11 protein-coding genes are annotated in these 16,226 nt (G+C 40.4%); 8 read left to right on the forward strand and 3 right to left on the reverse strand.

Going from position 1 to position 16,226, the window contains the following annotated elements:
* Positions 1-32: 32 nt before the first annotated feature.
* The 3 genes from DVR12_RS19775 to DVR12_RS19785 are packed head-to-tail and all read left to right on the forward strand — an operon-like array spanning position 33 to position 3,391.
* Positions 33-728: an HAD family hydrolase gene (locus DVR12_RS19775; protein WP_116977531.1), complete on the forward strand. Its 696-nt coding sequence runs from the start codon at positions 33-35 to the stop codon at positions 726-728.
* Positions 725-1,357, forward strand: a complete 633-nt coding sequence (locus DVR12_RS19780; RefSeq protein ID WP_116977532.1) for a chloramphenicol acetyltransferase — start codon at positions 725-727, stop codon at positions 1,355-1,357. Before DVR12_RS19775 ends, DVR12_RS19780 begins: the two co-directional genes overlap by 4 nt.
* A 48-nt stretch (positions 1,358-1,405) precedes the next feature.
* Complete coding sequence (locus tag DVR12_RS19785; protein ID WP_116977533.1) at positions 1,406-3,391, forward strand: FAD-dependent oxidoreductase; 1,986 nt, start codon at positions 1,406-1,408, stop codon at positions 3,389-3,391.
* Positions 3,392-3,624: 233 nt separating this feature from the next.
* Here the strand turns inward: DVR12_RS19785 and DVR12_RS19790 are convergent, their stop codons facing one another.
* Positions 3,625-4,482, reverse strand: a complete 858-nt coding sequence (locus tag DVR12_RS19790) for a universal stress protein (RefSeq protein ID WP_158563312.1) — start codon at positions 4,480-4,482, stop codon at positions 3,625-3,627.
* A 214-nt stretch (positions 4,483-4,696) separates the two neighbouring features.
* On the opposite strand from DVR12_RS19790, the gene DVR12_RS19795 reads away from it, so the two are divergent.
* Positions 4,697-7,108, forward strand: coding sequence for an ABC transporter permease (locus DVR12_RS19795; protein WP_116977791.1), 2,412 nt, complete (start codon positions 4,697-4,699; stop codon positions 7,106-7,108).
* Between the two features lie 59 nt (positions 7,109-7,167).
* Here the strand turns inward: DVR12_RS19795 and DVR12_RS19800 are convergent, their stop codons facing one another.
* Positions 7,168-7,620: an Hsp20/alpha crystallin family protein gene (locus tag DVR12_RS19800; protein ID WP_116977535.1), complete on the reverse strand. Its 453-nt coding sequence runs from the start codon at positions 7,618-7,620 to the stop codon at positions 7,168-7,170.
* A 78-nt stretch (positions 7,621-7,698) separates the two neighbouring features.
* Complete coding sequence (locus tag DVR12_RS19805) at positions 7,699-9,102, reverse strand: SLC13 family permease (RefSeq protein WP_116977536.1); 1,404 nt, start codon at positions 9,100-9,102, stop codon at positions 7,699-7,701.
* 167 nt (positions 9,103-9,269) lie between these two features.
* On the opposite strand from DVR12_RS19805, the gene DVR12_RS19810 reads away from it, so the two are divergent.
* From DVR12_RS19810 to DVR12_RS19825, 4 genes are all read left to right on the forward strand, one after another.
* On the forward strand, positions 9,270-12,479 hold the full coding sequence (locus DVR12_RS19810) for a S41 family peptidase (protein ID WP_116977537.1): 3,210 nt from the start codon (positions 9,270-9,272) through the stop codon (positions 12,477-12,479).
* A gap of 219 nt (positions 12,480-12,698) precedes the next feature.
* Entirely contained in the window at positions 12,699-13,385 is a 687-nt protein-coding gene (locus DVR12_RS19815; protein ID WP_116977538.1) for a response regulator transcription factor, read from the forward strand.
* Complete coding sequence (locus tag DVR12_RS19820; RefSeq protein WP_116977539.1) at positions 13,382-14,695, forward strand: sensor histidine kinase; 1,314 nt, start codon at positions 13,382-13,384, stop codon at positions 14,693-14,695. The genes DVR12_RS19815 and DVR12_RS19820 overlap by 4 nt, the downstream gene beginning before the upstream one ends.
* Positions 14,696-14,789: 94 nt before the next feature.
* On the forward strand, positions 14,790-16,172 hold the full coding sequence (locus DVR12_RS19825) for a TolC family protein (RefSeq protein WP_116977540.1): 1,383 nt from the start codon (positions 14,790-14,792) through the stop codon (positions 16,170-16,172).
* Positions 16,173-16,226: the final 54 nt, after the last annotated feature.

The following is a 16,226-nucleotide window of genomic DNA, read 5'->3' on the forward strand; positions in this document are numbered from 1 at the left end:
TTACATTTGCATTCTAAAAATGTAAAAATAAGATGATTCATCAAATCAGTGTAATCGCTTTTGATGCCGATGATACATTATGGGTAAATGAGCCCTACTTTCAGGAAACAGAAGCTAAGTTTTGTGGTTTACTCGAAGACTACCTGCCTAAGCACACGGCTTCACAGGAGCTTTTTAAAACAGAAATGGCCAATTTAGACCTTTATGGTTATGGCATTAAGGCATACATATTGAGCATGTTGGAAACGGTATTAAGGATTACAGGTAATACCGGGAGTCCTGAAATTATGCATAAAGTGATCCAATACGGCCAGGAAATGCTGAATAAGCCAATAGAGCTGCTGGATGGGGTTGAGGACGTTTTAAAGGCTTTATCGGGTCATTATCGCCTGGTTGTAGCCACCAAGGGCGACCTGCTCGACCAGGAGCGTAAATTGAAAAAATCGGGATTGGAGCAATATTTTCATCATATTGAAATTATGAGTGATAAGAAGGAAAAAGACTATCACAAATTGTTAAAGAACCTGGATTGTGCTCCTGCTGAATTCCTGATGATGGGAAATTCGTTGAAATCGGATGTTATTCCGGTTTTGGGAATAGGCGGACATGCAATACATATACCATATCACACTACCTGGGAGCATGAAAGAATCGACTATAATGTAGAAGATCCAAAGTTCTACAAAGTGGATTCTATCAGAGAAATCCTGAGATATTTACAAAAATGAAACAGCTACTAGATTTAGAAACCTGGGCTAGAAAGGACCATTTCGAGTTCTTTAGTCGATTTGAAGAGCCTTTTTTTGGGGTTTGTGTAGATATTGATTGCACTAAAGCCTGGGAACAGGCTAAGGCAATGGATGTCTCTTTCTTTCTGTTGTACCTGCACCGCTCACTTGCCGCAGTGAATGAAACCGGGCCGTTTCATTATCGCATCAATGACGGCCAGGTATGGGTTTATGATACGGTAAATGCATCCCCCACCATTAACAGACCAGATGGCACCTTTGGTTTTGCCTATATCGATTGGTATCCTGATTTTGCCACATTTTCAGCAAAAGGAGGAGAGGAAATCGAACGGGTTCGTAATAGTAAAGGCTTAAAACCTGCTATTTCAGGCGAAAACGTGGTACATTATTCGGCCTTACCCTGGATCGATTTTACTTCTATCTCCCATGCAAGGGCCTTCTCATTTCCGGATAGCTGTCCAAAAATCTCTTTTGGAAAGATGACAGAATCCCATGGTAAAAAGTCATTGCCAATGTCGGTGCATGTTCATCATGCGTTGATGGATGGTTTTCATGTTGGGGCATATATAGATTCTTTTCAGCAAAAGATGAACGATCCGCTTTTATAGGGAAATATTTTTCCCTATTTTGAGCAGATGTGCTGATAATCTAATACTATGCTATTGAAAAAATCTATGCTCCTTGCTGGCTACCTGCTAGCCTTTACTACCTTATTTGCAGCTCCGGTTCAAAAAGAAGTTGATGTATGCATTTATGGAGGTACATCTGCCGGCGTTATCGCTGCATATACTGCGAAAAAATTGAATAAATCTGTATTACTGATTTCCCCCGACCGCCACCTGGGAGGCCTGACCGCCGGAGGATTAGGATTTACGGATATTGGTAATAAATTCGCTATTACAGGTCTTTCCCGGGATTTTTACCGCAGAATTGGCAAGCATTATGGAAAACTAGAGCAATGGATTTTTGAGCCGCATGTAGCGGAAGGTATCTTTCAGCAATATATATCCGAAGCAGCCGTAGAGGTGTTGTATGAGCATTACCTGCTGAAAGTAATAAAGGAGCAGGGGAGTATTAAATCCATAGAAATAGGTGGCGCTACTCCAATGGAGGTGAAGGCCAAGATGTTTATTGATTGTTCCTACGAAGGCGATTTGATGGCAATGGCTGGTGTTAACTACATAGTTGGTCGTGAAGCCAATGCACTGTATGCTGAAACCTATAACGGTGTACAATTAAGAGAGAAACATCAGTTTCCCGATGGTATAGACCCATATAAGGAGCCTGGTAACCCACAAAGTGGCCTGCTATGGGGCATAAGCAACGAATCAGCAGCTTCGCAGGGGAGCGGAGATAAAAAGGTACAGACCTATAACTTCAGAATCTGCCTGACAAATCAACCTGCCAACAGAATTCCTATTACTCAGCCTGCTCATTACGAACCGGCAAATTATGAATTACTGATTCGCCACCTTGAGAAATCCAAAATTACCAGCATTCATAATATTCTGAAATTCGATTATATGCCTGGTTATAAAACCGATATTAACAATAACGGGGCATTTTCGACAGATTTTATAGGAATGAATTATAAGTATCCGGAAGCCGGCCGGGAAGAGCGTAAAGAGATTGTAAAAGCCCATGAAGAGTATACCAAAGGGTTACTGTATTTCATTGGTCATGATCCCAGAGTGCCTGAACCTATCAGAAGTGAAATGCTGAATTGGGGATATCCTAAAGATGAGTATACTGATAACAATAACTGGTCATCCCAACTCTACATCAGGGAAGCCAGAAGGATGGTGGGCGCCTATGTAATGACACAAGCCAATTGTGAGGGTAGGGAAACGGTTAGTGATGGGGTAGGTATGGCTGCATACACGATGGATTCTCATAACACTCAACGAATCGTTGTAAATGGAATGGTAAAGAATGAAGGGGATGTACAGATAGGAGGTTTCGGACCGTATCCTGTTTCCTACAGATCGCTGATTCCGAAAGCTGCTGAATGTAGTAATCTGTTAGTGCCGGTTTGCTTATCTGCCTCCCATATTGCCTATGGTTCTATCAGGATGGAGCCTGTATTTATGGTGTTGGCCCAATCGGCTGCTATGGCTGCCGTAGAAGCAATTAACAGCAAGCAAACAGTTCAAAACATCAACATAAAAAAAGTAAAACAACAGCTAATCAATAATCCATTGGCAAATGGAAGCATTCCTGAAATCCTGGTAGATAATGATGATTCTACACATACAGTATTGGTTGGAGACTGGAATAGAGAAACTAAAAGCGGAGGATATGGTCATTCATTGTATGCCGATTATAGCAATGGGGCAACAGATAAAAGCATTGAATTCAAACCAGATATTAAACAATCGGGCAAGTATCATGTGTATACCTATATTCCTAAAGTACATCAATTAACCTCTTCTACTATAGTGAAAATTTTCGATGGTAAGAAGGAAAATGAAGTTAAAATTTCTACAAAAGATTTGAAAGTAGAAGGACAAACTTCAGGTGAATGGGTTGATTTGGGAAGCTATACTTTTAAATCTGGAAATTCCGCCAAAGTGGCTATCAGCAATAAACAGGCAGATGGTACTGTAGTTGCAGATGCTGTTTTATTTATTGCAGAAAAATAGCACGATCTGCGACATTTTTTTACAAGATGTGGTACTTACTCCCTGGTGAAATGCATAAAATAAAGGCTATTCAACTGGCACGATATTTCGACTAAATAAAGCAGATGTTTCTAACAGGGGTGGTTCGACAATCGGACCTGAGATAAAACCCAAACAACTTGATCTAGACAATGCTAGCGTAAGGAAAAAAAATTAGAAACAACTGGGAAACTCCGGTAAAACCGGAGTTTTTTTTATTCTCTTTTTTCTGTCATTAAAGGTGGTAATGAAAGCATTGGAATATTGGAATGATATGCCAGCTTTTTAGAAATGCTTTTATTGAAGATAGAAGCAAAAAATCCTTGTTTCTTCGGAACCATGATTATCATGGATGCCTCATATCTGTCGGCATAATCCAATACAGTATCTACAATATCCCTGTCATCGAGGTAGTCGAATGCCGCATTGTATTTAGCAAAGATCTTATGCAAATCGGTAATTGCTTCTTTGGTATTAATATCGAAGCGACTGTCTTTAGCCGGAGATTCAACGTTTACGACTCTGACTGGTACAGGAAAAGCGTCAAGGAATTTATATAATTGATGTACTGGTACTACCGTAGCATCTTTCAGATCGGTAGTGAATATGATTGAATTGAATTTATGACCGATTGGCGTTTCTTTAGGCACAATCAGCACAGGCACATCACTGGCTTCTATCATTTTAGAGGTAGTGCTTCCCAAGAGTAATTTTTCAATTCCTGCTTTACCGGATACACCCATCACAGCAATATCTACTCCTTCTGTTTTCATGAAGTTATTGATAGTTCCAGGCAATGTAGTTTCCTCTGCCACCATATCTACCTTGATTTTCCCGTCGGTCATCGTTTTTACCCTGTCGTGCAGTAAACCAAGATTTTCCATAGTTTCGAGGTAGATTTCCTGGCTATTTTTGATATAGCTGTTAGGAAGGTCGGTACCTACCAGTAAAGCCTGGTATGCACTATATAAAATAATCCTTTCTATCTGGAGAGAGCCCGCTACGAAAGCACCATATTCGGCTGCACGGAAGGCGTTTTCGGAGAAATCAGTGAAAATAAGCATCGTTTTCATAATACCATTCATTTTGGTGTTCCAGTAAGCTACGAAATTTCAGTGGAATTTAGTATGTTATCAAATTATAAAGTGTGCAGATATGAACGTAAAAATGTTCGTATACGGACAATCGATAGTAATACTATCTCAATAAATGCCTAAGAATACAGTGTTTATTTAAATGGCATTCTGTTTGGCATTTGTGAGGATCGATTTCAATAAATTTCAACCAATGTTCAGTAGTTACTTAAAAATCGCTCGCCGAAGTATTGCTAAGAATAAGGTTTACTCCATGATAAGTGTAATAGGTTTAACTATAGGAATAGCCTGTTGCATGCTTATCGCGCTATATGTGAAGGACGAATGGTCGTACGATCGGTATAACCAGCATTACAAAGAAATTTACAGGGTATTGCATGCCTATCAGCATACCACCGATTACAAGAAGATTCCTGATCCTTCACCCGCTGAGTTTCAGGTATGGGGTAATGCTCCGGTTAAAGAGATGCTGCAGCACGATTTTCCGGAAATCACTACAGTGGCACAATTTACAAGTCCATTGACCCTACTGCTTGAAAATGGTACCAACCGTTACCAGGAAAATCGTATACCCTTTGCCGATGGTGCACTCTTCGATATTTTTAGCTGGAAGTTTCTGGCCGGAGATAAAAAGGCTTTAGATCAAATTAACAGCATCGTGCTAACGAAAAAGCTGGCATTGAAATATTTTGGGTCTACTCAGGTAGTAGGTAAAACGCTGATAAATGATGGCCTTGCATTAACCGTAACCGCCGTATTGGATGATATTCCGTTGAATTCACATTTTACCTTTGATGGACTCGTATCAATGCTTAACTTCAGGCAGGCACGTCCTGATATCTTTAAAATGTGGGGATACGTGGATTTCTATACTTATTTCAAGACTGTGCCAGGTGCTGATATTACAGCAATGAATAGGAAGTTACCATCTATTCTGAAAAACTATTATACTGATGGCAAAGATTCTAAATATAGTGTAACCTTTGAGCCTTTGAAAGATGCTTATCTTTTTTCCGAGGCCGGCCGGCAACCCGGTGCAACAGGCAGCATGTCTAATATTCTGATCTTCTCCCTGGTGGCAGTTTTTATTCTTTTTATTGCAGGGATTAACTTTGTGAATCTCTCTACAGCCCGCTCTATGGAAAGGGCAAAAGAAATTGGTATCAGAAAGGTGGTAGGAGCCCAGGAAAGATCATTGATTTTTCAATACCTGACAGAAGCCATATTAATTACTACTATCGCAACTGTATTTGCTGTTGTAATTTGCATCATTACATTACCGTTTGTAAGACAACTGACAGAAAAGGCATTACCTTTAAACCTGCTCTGGTCGGGCAGTTTCATAATACTTTACCTGCTTGCACCTCTTCTTATCGGTATTCCGGCAGGTATTTATCCGGCATTTGTATTAGCCAGATTTAAGCCTGTTCAGGTTTTGAAGGGTAAGTTTACTTCTTCAGGCAAGGGTATCCAGCTCAGAAAAGGACTGGTGATCTTTCAGTTTAGCTTATCTATAGCCTTAATTGCATGTACTGTTATTGTATTCTCTCAATTGAAGCATTTATTACAACATAATCTTGGGTTCAGCAAAGAACAATTATTGGTGATAGACTATGGAAATGATGATGAAGTGAATAAACATATAGATGCAGTAAAACAAAGACTGGCCGCAAATACAGCAGTAAAATCAATAGCTGTTTCAAGAGCTGTGCCAGGCGATTTCTTTCCGAACGGATCTACTGGTATAGAAGGCGCAGATGGTAAGGAGCTGCGTTTTGATCCTTATATTTATGAAACAGATGAAGATTTTGCTTCAACCTATAATATCAAAATGGCGGCAGGCAGATATTATTCCCTTAGCTATCCATCGGATATGATGAATTCGTTAGTCATCAATGAAGCTGCTGCAAAACTCTACGGTTATAACAACCCTCAGGATATTATTGGAAAGAAGTTTGAACAATGGGGTAGAACCGGTAATGTAATTGGTGTTGTAAAGGATTTCAACTATGAATCCTTACACAAAAAAATAGGGCCGCTGGTATTGAGACGCGGATATTCTGATGCATTTTCCAAAATTACCTTAAAAATACAAACTGATAATTTACCTAAATCTATTACGGAATTAGAACAAACCTGGAATGCTATTGCGCCGCAACGCCCGTTTTTATACTCCTTTCTCGATCAGTCATTTAATAAGCTTTACGAGAAAGACAGGCGTTTTGGTCAGATGTTTGCGGCCTTTGGTGCACTCACCATCCTGATTGCCTGTTTAGGATTACTTGGCCTGGCTACCTATTCAACCGAAAAGAGAGTGAAGGAAATAGGGGTACGTAAAACATTGGGTGCATCTACTTCCAGTATCATTACTTTACTGTCAAAAGATTTTATCCAATTAGTTTTAATTGCCATTTTGATTGCTATCCCATTAGGATGGTTTGCGATGAATAAATGGCTGGATTCCTTTGCATACAGAGTAAGTATTGAATGGTGGGTATTTGCAGTTTCAGGAATTACTGCACTGCTTATAGCTATATTGACTATAGGTTTCCTGGCAATGAGGGCGGCAAGGGCCAATCCGGTGAAAGCATTAAGATCTGAATAATATTAAAAGGCCGAAGAATAATTTTTCTTTGGCCTTTGATTTTTTTTAGATTGATGAAATTATTTTATATCGATAGATCTGCTTTCTTTTTTGACTTTTTCTTTTTTGGGAACTTCCAATGTCAAAACACCATTGTTATATGAGGCAGTAATTTTTTCGGCATCTACGGTCTCATCTAAAGCAAAGCTACGGGTAAATGATTGGTGTTTGTATTCCTGTTTAATCCAACCTGTTTTTTTATCCTCATCCTTTTTTTCTTCTTTATGTTCAAAAGATACAGTGAGTCTGTTATCATCAGTATCCAAATGAAAATCCTTTTTATCTAATCCAGGTGCAATTACCTCTATCTGATAAGATTTGTCAGTTTCTTTTATGTTTACCGGTACCTTGGAGTTACTGAATCCTTTAGGCAAATCATCAAAAAAACGGCTGAGATTATTTTCAAAAATCTGGTCAACAAAACTGCCAAAAGTAGCAGGGGCACTGTTTCGTTTAACGACTTCGGCTTTCATAATAATGCAATTTTAATGTGTTTAATAATAGATTAACAAGGGTCCTGGTAATAACAGAAAAGAAGTGTAAAGAGTTTATTACATCAGCCACCAGCGAAGCACATAGCAGATAATTGGGGGCCCGATGAGAAAAAGGAGAAGACCGCCGGCCCTGAAGTCCTTCGCGGTAATATATCCAGTAGATAATGCTATTGCATTTGGTGGGGTAGAGATTGGCAACAGAATTCCGATAGAACAGGAAAAACCTACAACAATTGATACAAATAAGGTTTCCTGTGGCAGCAGGGTATTGGCAAATGGAATAAGAATGCTGGCTGCGGCCGTACTACTCATGAAATTGGAAATAAATACTGTCAGGTACGATAATGTAAGAATAGCCATAAACTGCTCCTGCGGTAGTCTTACATGATTGGTAATGTAATCCAGCAATCCTGTTTCCTGAGCCGCCATTCCAAGGGTTAGTCCACCTGCCACAAGTAACAATGTATCCCATGAAATCATTCTGATATGTTTTTGCTGGATAACACCAGTTATCGTTAAAAGCATCATGGGCATGAATGATACGGCCGCTACCGGTATTTTAGTAATGGAGCTGGTTAACCAAAGGATCAGTGTAATCATAAATGTGATACCAACAATCCATCTTCCACGCATCTGGGCTGCAGTAAAAGGTTTTTCATTTGCAGCCAGTGTTGGCACTGCAGTTATTTTAGGTTTATACATCGTAGCCAGCATTAGCCAGCCCATAAAAGTAAAAAGCAGTGCCAGTGGAGTACCCATTTTCATCCAGCTGAGAAAGCTGATTGGAACACCTTTTTTGGCTGCTGCCTCCACCGCCATAGCATTCATTGGGCTGGCGATGATAGTACCTAATCCTCCAAACGAAGCAGCGTAGGCAATACCTAAAATGATGCATTTGATGTAGGGGTCGTCTTCATCGAGCTTCTGAGCCAGCGGCATAAAAATAGCAATCATCATAGCTGCGGTTGCTGTGTTGGATACACCTAGCATAGAGAGTAACATTGTAATAAGCATGATGCCCAGTAATAATATTCTAGGCCTCGTTCCAAATATTTTTAGCGAAAAGTTAGCAATGCTTTTATCCAGCGCAGTTACCTGAATTCCCAATGAGATAAAGAAACCGCCCATCATCATCCAGATCACGGGGCTCGACCAGGTACCTGCATATTTTTCCCAGTCCGGGGTTACATTTCTGATAGAGGAATCTTTCAGGAAGTAAACTGTATAGCCTATTACAAACATGCTTACTGCAAAAGGCGGTATTACATCAGTAAGCCAAAAACCAATTGCCAGCATTATCAGTACTGCAACATTGTAACAGTTTGGAGGGAAATCGGCTGGTAGCAGGAAGTATCTGACTATTGCAGTAGTAATAATTACCAGTAAGAAGTAAGTGACCTTCTGGCTAAGGGGCCAATTATCTTTAAGTTCTTCTATTATTTTAGGGGGTTCAAATTGCATTACGGCTATAGCTTAAGCATGTGTGTGTATTTTAACAATCTGAATAATAAATGGTTAAAGCGACTAACCTTTTCTTATGCCATTTATCCAGAAATAGTTTGATTAAAAGGGTGTATTTTCCTATTTTGGTGGATCAGCTCACTTGCTGTCCAATACAACAATCGCTTATGAAGAAATTATTGTTTGGCTGTGCAGCCATGCTAATGGCTGTTAGCTCCTATGCCCAGGATAATGCTTTATGGCTACGTAATCCAGCCATATCTCCCGACGGTAGTACTATCGTTTTTGGCTACAAAGGTGACATTTATCGCGTTGATGCGAAAGGAGGCGTGGCAGTGCCACTTACCATCCATGAATCGCACGATATGATGCCTGTTTGGAGCCACGATGGTAAATCCATCGCTTTTGCAAGCGACAGGTATGGCAACTTCGATGTTTTTGTTATGCCTGCTACCGGTGGTAAGCCCGTTCGTTTAACTACCAATAGTGCAAACGACTTCCCTTACGATTTTACGCCAGACAATAAACAGGTATTGTTTGGAAGTGCAAGAAATGCTCCTGCTGCCAGCGTAAGATTCCCTTACCGGGTATTCCGCAATATGTACACGGTATCGGTCGAAGGAGGAAATCCCGTTCTGGTAAGTGCTGCCGGCGCAGATTATGCACATTATGATCAATCGGGTAAAAAAATCATTTTCCAGGACAGAAAAGGATATGAAGATCCAATGCGTAAGCACCACGTATCTTCTGTGACTCGTGATATCTGGATCATGGATGTAAACAAAGGAACCTATGATCAGATTTCTACCTTTGAAGGGGAAGACAGAGAACCAGTTTTTGGAAACAATGGTCAGATTTATTACCTGAGTGAAAAAGGTAATATCTCTCAAAACCTGTTTAAAGCATCTGCAACCGATAAAGGTAATATGCAGCAACTGACCAGTTTCACCAAATATCCTGTGCGTGATCTGTCTGTTGCTAAAAACAACACATTATGCTTTACCTATAACGGTGAAATTTACACGCTGAATGAAGGTGGAAAACCGCAAAAAATAGATGTCCGTGTTTTCAACGATGGCAGAGCCAACACAATTAAAAATGTACCTATCGGTGGTAATACTACCGAGTTTGCAATCAGTCCTGATGGTAAGGAAATGGCTTTCATCGTAAGAGGTGAAGTATTTGTAACCAGTGTAGATGGTAATCAGACTAAACGTATTACCAATACTCCGCAACAGGAAAGAATGGTTGCCTGGTCGCCGGATGGTAGCAAATTAATTTATGCTGCTGAAAGAAATGGTAACTGGGATATCTATCAAACTACTAAAGCACGCAAGGAAGAATCATTTTTCTTCAACGCAACAACGCTGAAAGAAGAACCGGTTATTGCTACAGAAGCAGAAGAGTTTCAACCAGTATTCTCGCCTGATGGTAAAGAAATTGCCTATGTCGAGAATCGTAATGTGCTGAAGATTTTTAATATCGCTTCTGGTAAAAGCCGCACTATTTTGCCGGCCGGTCATAACTATTCTTATGCGGATGGTGACTGGAGCTTCGAATATAGTCCGGATGGTAAATACCTTGTAGTAGATGATTCCCGTGGTCATTTTAGCTCTTCCAATGCTGCACTGATTCCTGTTGATGGTAAAGGAGAAATTATTTATCCGGTTAACGGCGGCTTCGGTGAAGGTAACAGCAAATGGGCCTTGGATGGAAAACTGTTAACAGTTGAGAGTTCCCGCGATGGTCGTAAATCGTTGGCAAAACAAGGTAGCAGAGAGTACGATATCTACGGAGTTTTCTTTGATCAGGATGCCTATGATAAATTTAAATTGTCGAAAGATGAATTCGGCTTATTAAAGGAAGTCAAGGATACTACGAAGAAAGATAAATCCAAGGATAGCCTGGCCAGCAAGGGCTGGAAACCTGATTTCAATAATCTTGAAAACAGAAAGGTTAAATTAACCATCAATAGTTCTTCAATCAGTGACTATGTTTTAAATAAGGATGCCAGCAAAGTATTCTATACATCAGCTTTCGAGAAAGGATACGATTTATGGGTAACCGAACCAAGAACCGGTGAAACAAAGATCCTTGCCAAACTTGGTGGTACTCCTGGTAGTATCTATATCAGCAAAGATGGTAACAGCCTCTTTGTAAGTAACAGAGGCAGTGTTGTAAAAGTGGATGCAGCCAGCGGTAAAGTTACTCCTATCAATATAAGTACAGAACTGGCGCTTGATCAGGAAAAGGAAAGGTCCTATATCTACTGGCATGCCTGGAAACAAGTAAAGGAGAAGTTCTACGATCCTACCCTGAGAAACATGGATTGGAAAGGATACGGCGATAATTATGCACGATTCCTTCCGCATATCAGTAATAACTACGACTTCCAGGATTTATTGAGTGAGTTGTTGGGCGAACTGAACGGATCACATACAGGCGGACGTTATTCTCCTCAACAAGTAAATCCGGATGTTACTGCCTCTTTGGGATTGTTTGTTGATGAAACATCCTACACTAATGGCCTGAAAGTGGATGAAGTGATGGCTGGTGGACCGTTAGACAGAGCTGATGCTAAGCTACGCAAAGGCGATATTATTGAGAAAATTGATGGTAATACTATCGCAGACATGAAAGACTGGGCGTCTTTACTCAATAGGAAAGCCGGACAAAATGTATTGCTCAGTGTTTACAACCCAACTACTAAAGCCAGATGGGAAGAAGTAGTGAAACCAATTTCCGGAGGTGAAGAATCTGCATTGCTCTACAAACGCTGGATCACCGCCATGCGTGATAAAGTAGATCAACTGAGTGGTGGAAAAGTTGGTTACGTGCATGTTCAGGGTATGAATGATGCCAGCTTCAGATCTGTTTATGATGAGGTGATGGGTAAGAATAAAGAAAAGAAAGCGTTGATCGTCGATACCCGGTTTAACGGTGGTGGTTGGTTGCACGACGACTTATTCAACTTCCTGAATGGTAAGAAATATCTTGAATTTGCACCGCAAGGGCAACGAGTGAAAGGTGGTGAACCTAGCGGACAATGGTTAGAACCTAGTTGTGTAATTATGAGTGAAGGCAACTATAGTGATGCATTTATCTTCCCATATGTATACAAACAAGGAAAAGTAGGTAAACTGATTGGTATGCCAGTTCCTGGAACCGGTACCGCAGTATGGTGGGAAACACAGATAGATCCTACCCTGGTATTTGGTATTCCAATGATTGCTACTATCGGTAAGGAAAACAGGCCAACAGAAAACCTGCAGCTGGAACCAGATATCAGAGTGCCACTTCCGTATGAAGAATTCCTTGCAGGCAAGGATGCTCAGTTAGAAGCGGCTGTAAAAGAAATGCTGAAGGAGATTAAATAGTAATTTCTCGCAAAGGGGCAAAGGAGGCAAAGGGAACAAAGTTTTTTTAGATTGAAGTGATTTTTTATATTGATTTTATTCTTTAATTGAAATAAATTGATATAAAATATCTTAATCTTTATCAATCTAAAAAAACTTTGTTCCCTTTGCCTCCTTTATACCTCTGCGAGCAAAACTTCAAATTTTCTATAAATTTGCATCTGATTTTCACAGGTAGTTATGAAAGTATTGATTGTAGAAGACAATAAAGAATTGGCTAGCGGTATTTCGGACTACCTGAATGGGGAGAAGTACATTTGTGAACTGGCGTATGATTTTGAAGCTGCCCGCGAAAAGCTGCTCTTATTTACGTACGACTGTATTTTGCTGGATATCATGTTGCCGGATGGAAATGGCCTGGAGTTACTGAAAGTGATCAGAAAGGAAAACATATCCAGCGGGGTTTTGATCATTTCTGCAAAGGATGCACTCGACGATAAGGTAAACGGATTGGAAGGAGGGGCGGATGATTATGTTACCAAACCTTTTCACCTCCCTGAATTGCATGCCAGATTAAGGGCTATTTACAGGCGTAAAAAGCTGGAAGGCAGCAGTAACCTGATTACTTTTAATGAAATTGTGCTTAATACAGATACGGTAGAGGCCACTGTAAATAATACTTTACTGGATGTTACCCGTAAAGAATTTGATCTGCTTTTATACTTTGTAGTCAACAAAAACAGAGTACTCTCAAAACAATCCATAGCGGCTCACTTATGGGGCGATTACACCGATAGCCTGGCAAATTTTGATTTCGTATATCAGCATGTCAAGAATTTAAGAAAGAAGATTAGTGCGGCACAGGGCATAGATTATATTGAAACAGTATATGGCCTTGGCTATAAATTTAATACCTCCAAAACATGAAGCTGCTCAATAAGGTAACTATTTGGTTTGTTGGCATAGTCTTTCTGATTACGCCAATAACTATGATTATTTCCAGAACCAATATCAAACGAAATCTCGATCAGGCTGAAGTAGAGAGGATGAGGGAAGTAAACGACCGGGTAGCCCGACAATTGGAAGCAGGAGAGAAGCCCGATAGGTACACTCACGGGCGGCCAATCGCTATCTTACCAATTCAGGGGCCTTTGCCTGCAGAAAAAGAATCTGTTGTAATAGATAATTTTGTGTCTGAAGACCTGGGGCAAAAAGAATGCAGAATTACAGTAAATTCTTTTTATCAGGTTGGGGATCAGGCATATGAGATCTCTTCGTTTAACTATGTGATCAAATCTGAAGAGATCTTCAAAGGAATGCTAAGTGCAGTGGTTTGGAAAGTTCTGCTCATTCTGTTAGCTGTTTCGCTGACAGCCAGACTACTGTCAAAAAAGGTTTTCAAGCCATTTCATCGTACGATGAAGGCTATCCACCAATTCGATCTGAAACAAAAACAACCTATTCAATTACCTCCTACAAGTACTAAAGAGTTTCAGGAGCTCAATTCATTCATAAAGAAAATGACAGACAAGGCGATGGACGATTATGCTGCAGTGAAGGAATTTAGTGAGAATGCTTCGCACGAACTACAAACTCCCCTGGCTGTAATCAGAAGTAAGCTCGAACTTTTATCGGAAACCAATATCGATGGTACTCAAGCTGCTCTGATTGGTGATATGCAGAATGCTATTGAGAAATTATCCCATATCAACAGGTCTCTTCTCCTACTAACCAAATTGGAGAACCAGGAATATAAGGCTTATGAGACCATCAAATTCTGCAGAGTTACCAAAGAAGTAATTGCGATGTACGACGACTGGCTATCTATGAAGGAAATTACATTAACCACCAGTCTTGATAAGAATATTCCTCTTATAATTCATCCTTCCTTAGCCGAGATGCTGATTAGTAATCTGATGAGCAATGCTATACGTCATAACCATGAAAAGGGAATGATCCGGGTAGAACTTACCCGCAAGGATTTCTGTATCAGCAATACCGGTTTACCTCCCGAAATTCCAACTCATGAACTGTTTCAGCGATTCAAGAAAAGTAACCAGAGCAATGAAAGTATTGGTTTGGGATTGGCAATTGTGAAGCAAATTTGTGAAGTAAACGGATTTTTAATTACTTACGAGTATCAAAATGGCTGGCACCTTATCCGTATTGTGTTTGAACCGGGTAAGAAGGGGGATTCAATCCGTTCTGCCAAGGAGTTGGAAACAGTAACTATTTAAAAAAAATTATTTTACTTCAAGTTTACTTCAAAATGCTGTAGTCTTTTTGTAGTTGAAAATCCTCTTTGGGTTCAACAACAAAAATATCTTTTTCATGTGGAGTAAGAAACTTTTGCTGTTGTTGGTATTACCGTTGCTATTAAATTATGGGTCGTCCGCACAACAGGTCTTTACACTTCAACAGGCTATTGACACCGCTATTGCCAACTATGGGATTATCAAAGCGAAGGCCAACTATACTGCCGCTTCAAAGGAGTTAGTTTCACAAGCCCGCAGAGAATATCTGCCAAACTTCAATATCGGTGCTCAGCAGGATTATGGTACAATTAATGGCCAGAATGGCCCACTTTACGGCTTTGGTGGCCTAAGTGCCGCATCTGCCGGTCCTTCTCTCGATCAGCAGAACTGGAATGCCGCATTCGGGGCACTCTATCTAACCAATATTAACTGGGATTTCTTTGCATTCGGTCGTGCTAAAGAAAAGATCAAAACCGCAGTAGCAGCCGCTACTCAGAACGATAAAGACTGGCAACAAGAGATTTTTAAGCACAAGATCAAAGTAGCGGCTACTTATTTAAACCTGGTTGCTGCACACCAGCTTACCCGTTCGTACCTCGATAATCTGAACAGAGCCGATACGATCCGGCATATTGTCAGAACCCGGGTGTTAAATGGACTTATAGCAGGTGTAGACTCATCGCAGGCTAATGCAGAATACTCGAGCGCTAAAATTGCCCTTACAAAAGCTAAGGATTTCGAACAGGAACAAAGTAACCTGCTTGCCCAATTAATGGGTATTGCACCACAAGATCTGATACTCGATACTTCCTATGTTGCACGAATTCCGATTATTCCGGTTACTCCGGAGGTATTAGACAATCACCCGCTTCTGCAATATTATAAAAGTCGTATAGCCTTAAGCGATGAACAATCCAGGTATTATAAAACACTTTATTATCCGGCATTTTCATTAGTAGGATTGCTGCAAACCAGAGGATCAGGATTCGGCAATAATTATATGCAAAACCAACACGATTTCACCCAATCATACTGGGATGGAGTAAAACCTACCCGCAGTAACTACTTATTTGGTGTAGGAGTTACCTGGAACATTTCCCAACCATTCAGAATTTCTAAACAAGTGAAATCGCAAACCTTTATTAGTAAAGGGTTGGAAAACGAGTATGAACTGGCAGATCAGCAAATCCACGCGCAACTTGCATTGGCTGATGTAAAAATCAAAAATGCCTTAGATAATTATAATGAAGTTCCCGTTCAGGTAAAAGCCGCCTCCGATGCATACTTGCAGAAGTCGGTCCTCTACCGGAACGGACTAACTAACCTGGTGGATGTGACGCAGTCGCTCTATGCACTGATCCGCGCCCAAACCGACAGGGATATTGCCTACAGTAATGTATGGCAGGCACTTTTGCTGAAAGCTGCTGCGGCAGGAGATTTCAGCATTTTCGAAAAGTAGAATCAACGCTATAGTTAAACGGAAGCCAGGCTGGCTTTTTCATCAATATACAAC

Source organism: Chitinophaga silvatica (assembly GCF_003419895.1).
Classification (GTDB): Bacteria; Bacteroidota; Bacteroidia; order Chitinophagales; family Chitinophagaceae; genus Chitinophaga; species Chitinophaga silvatica.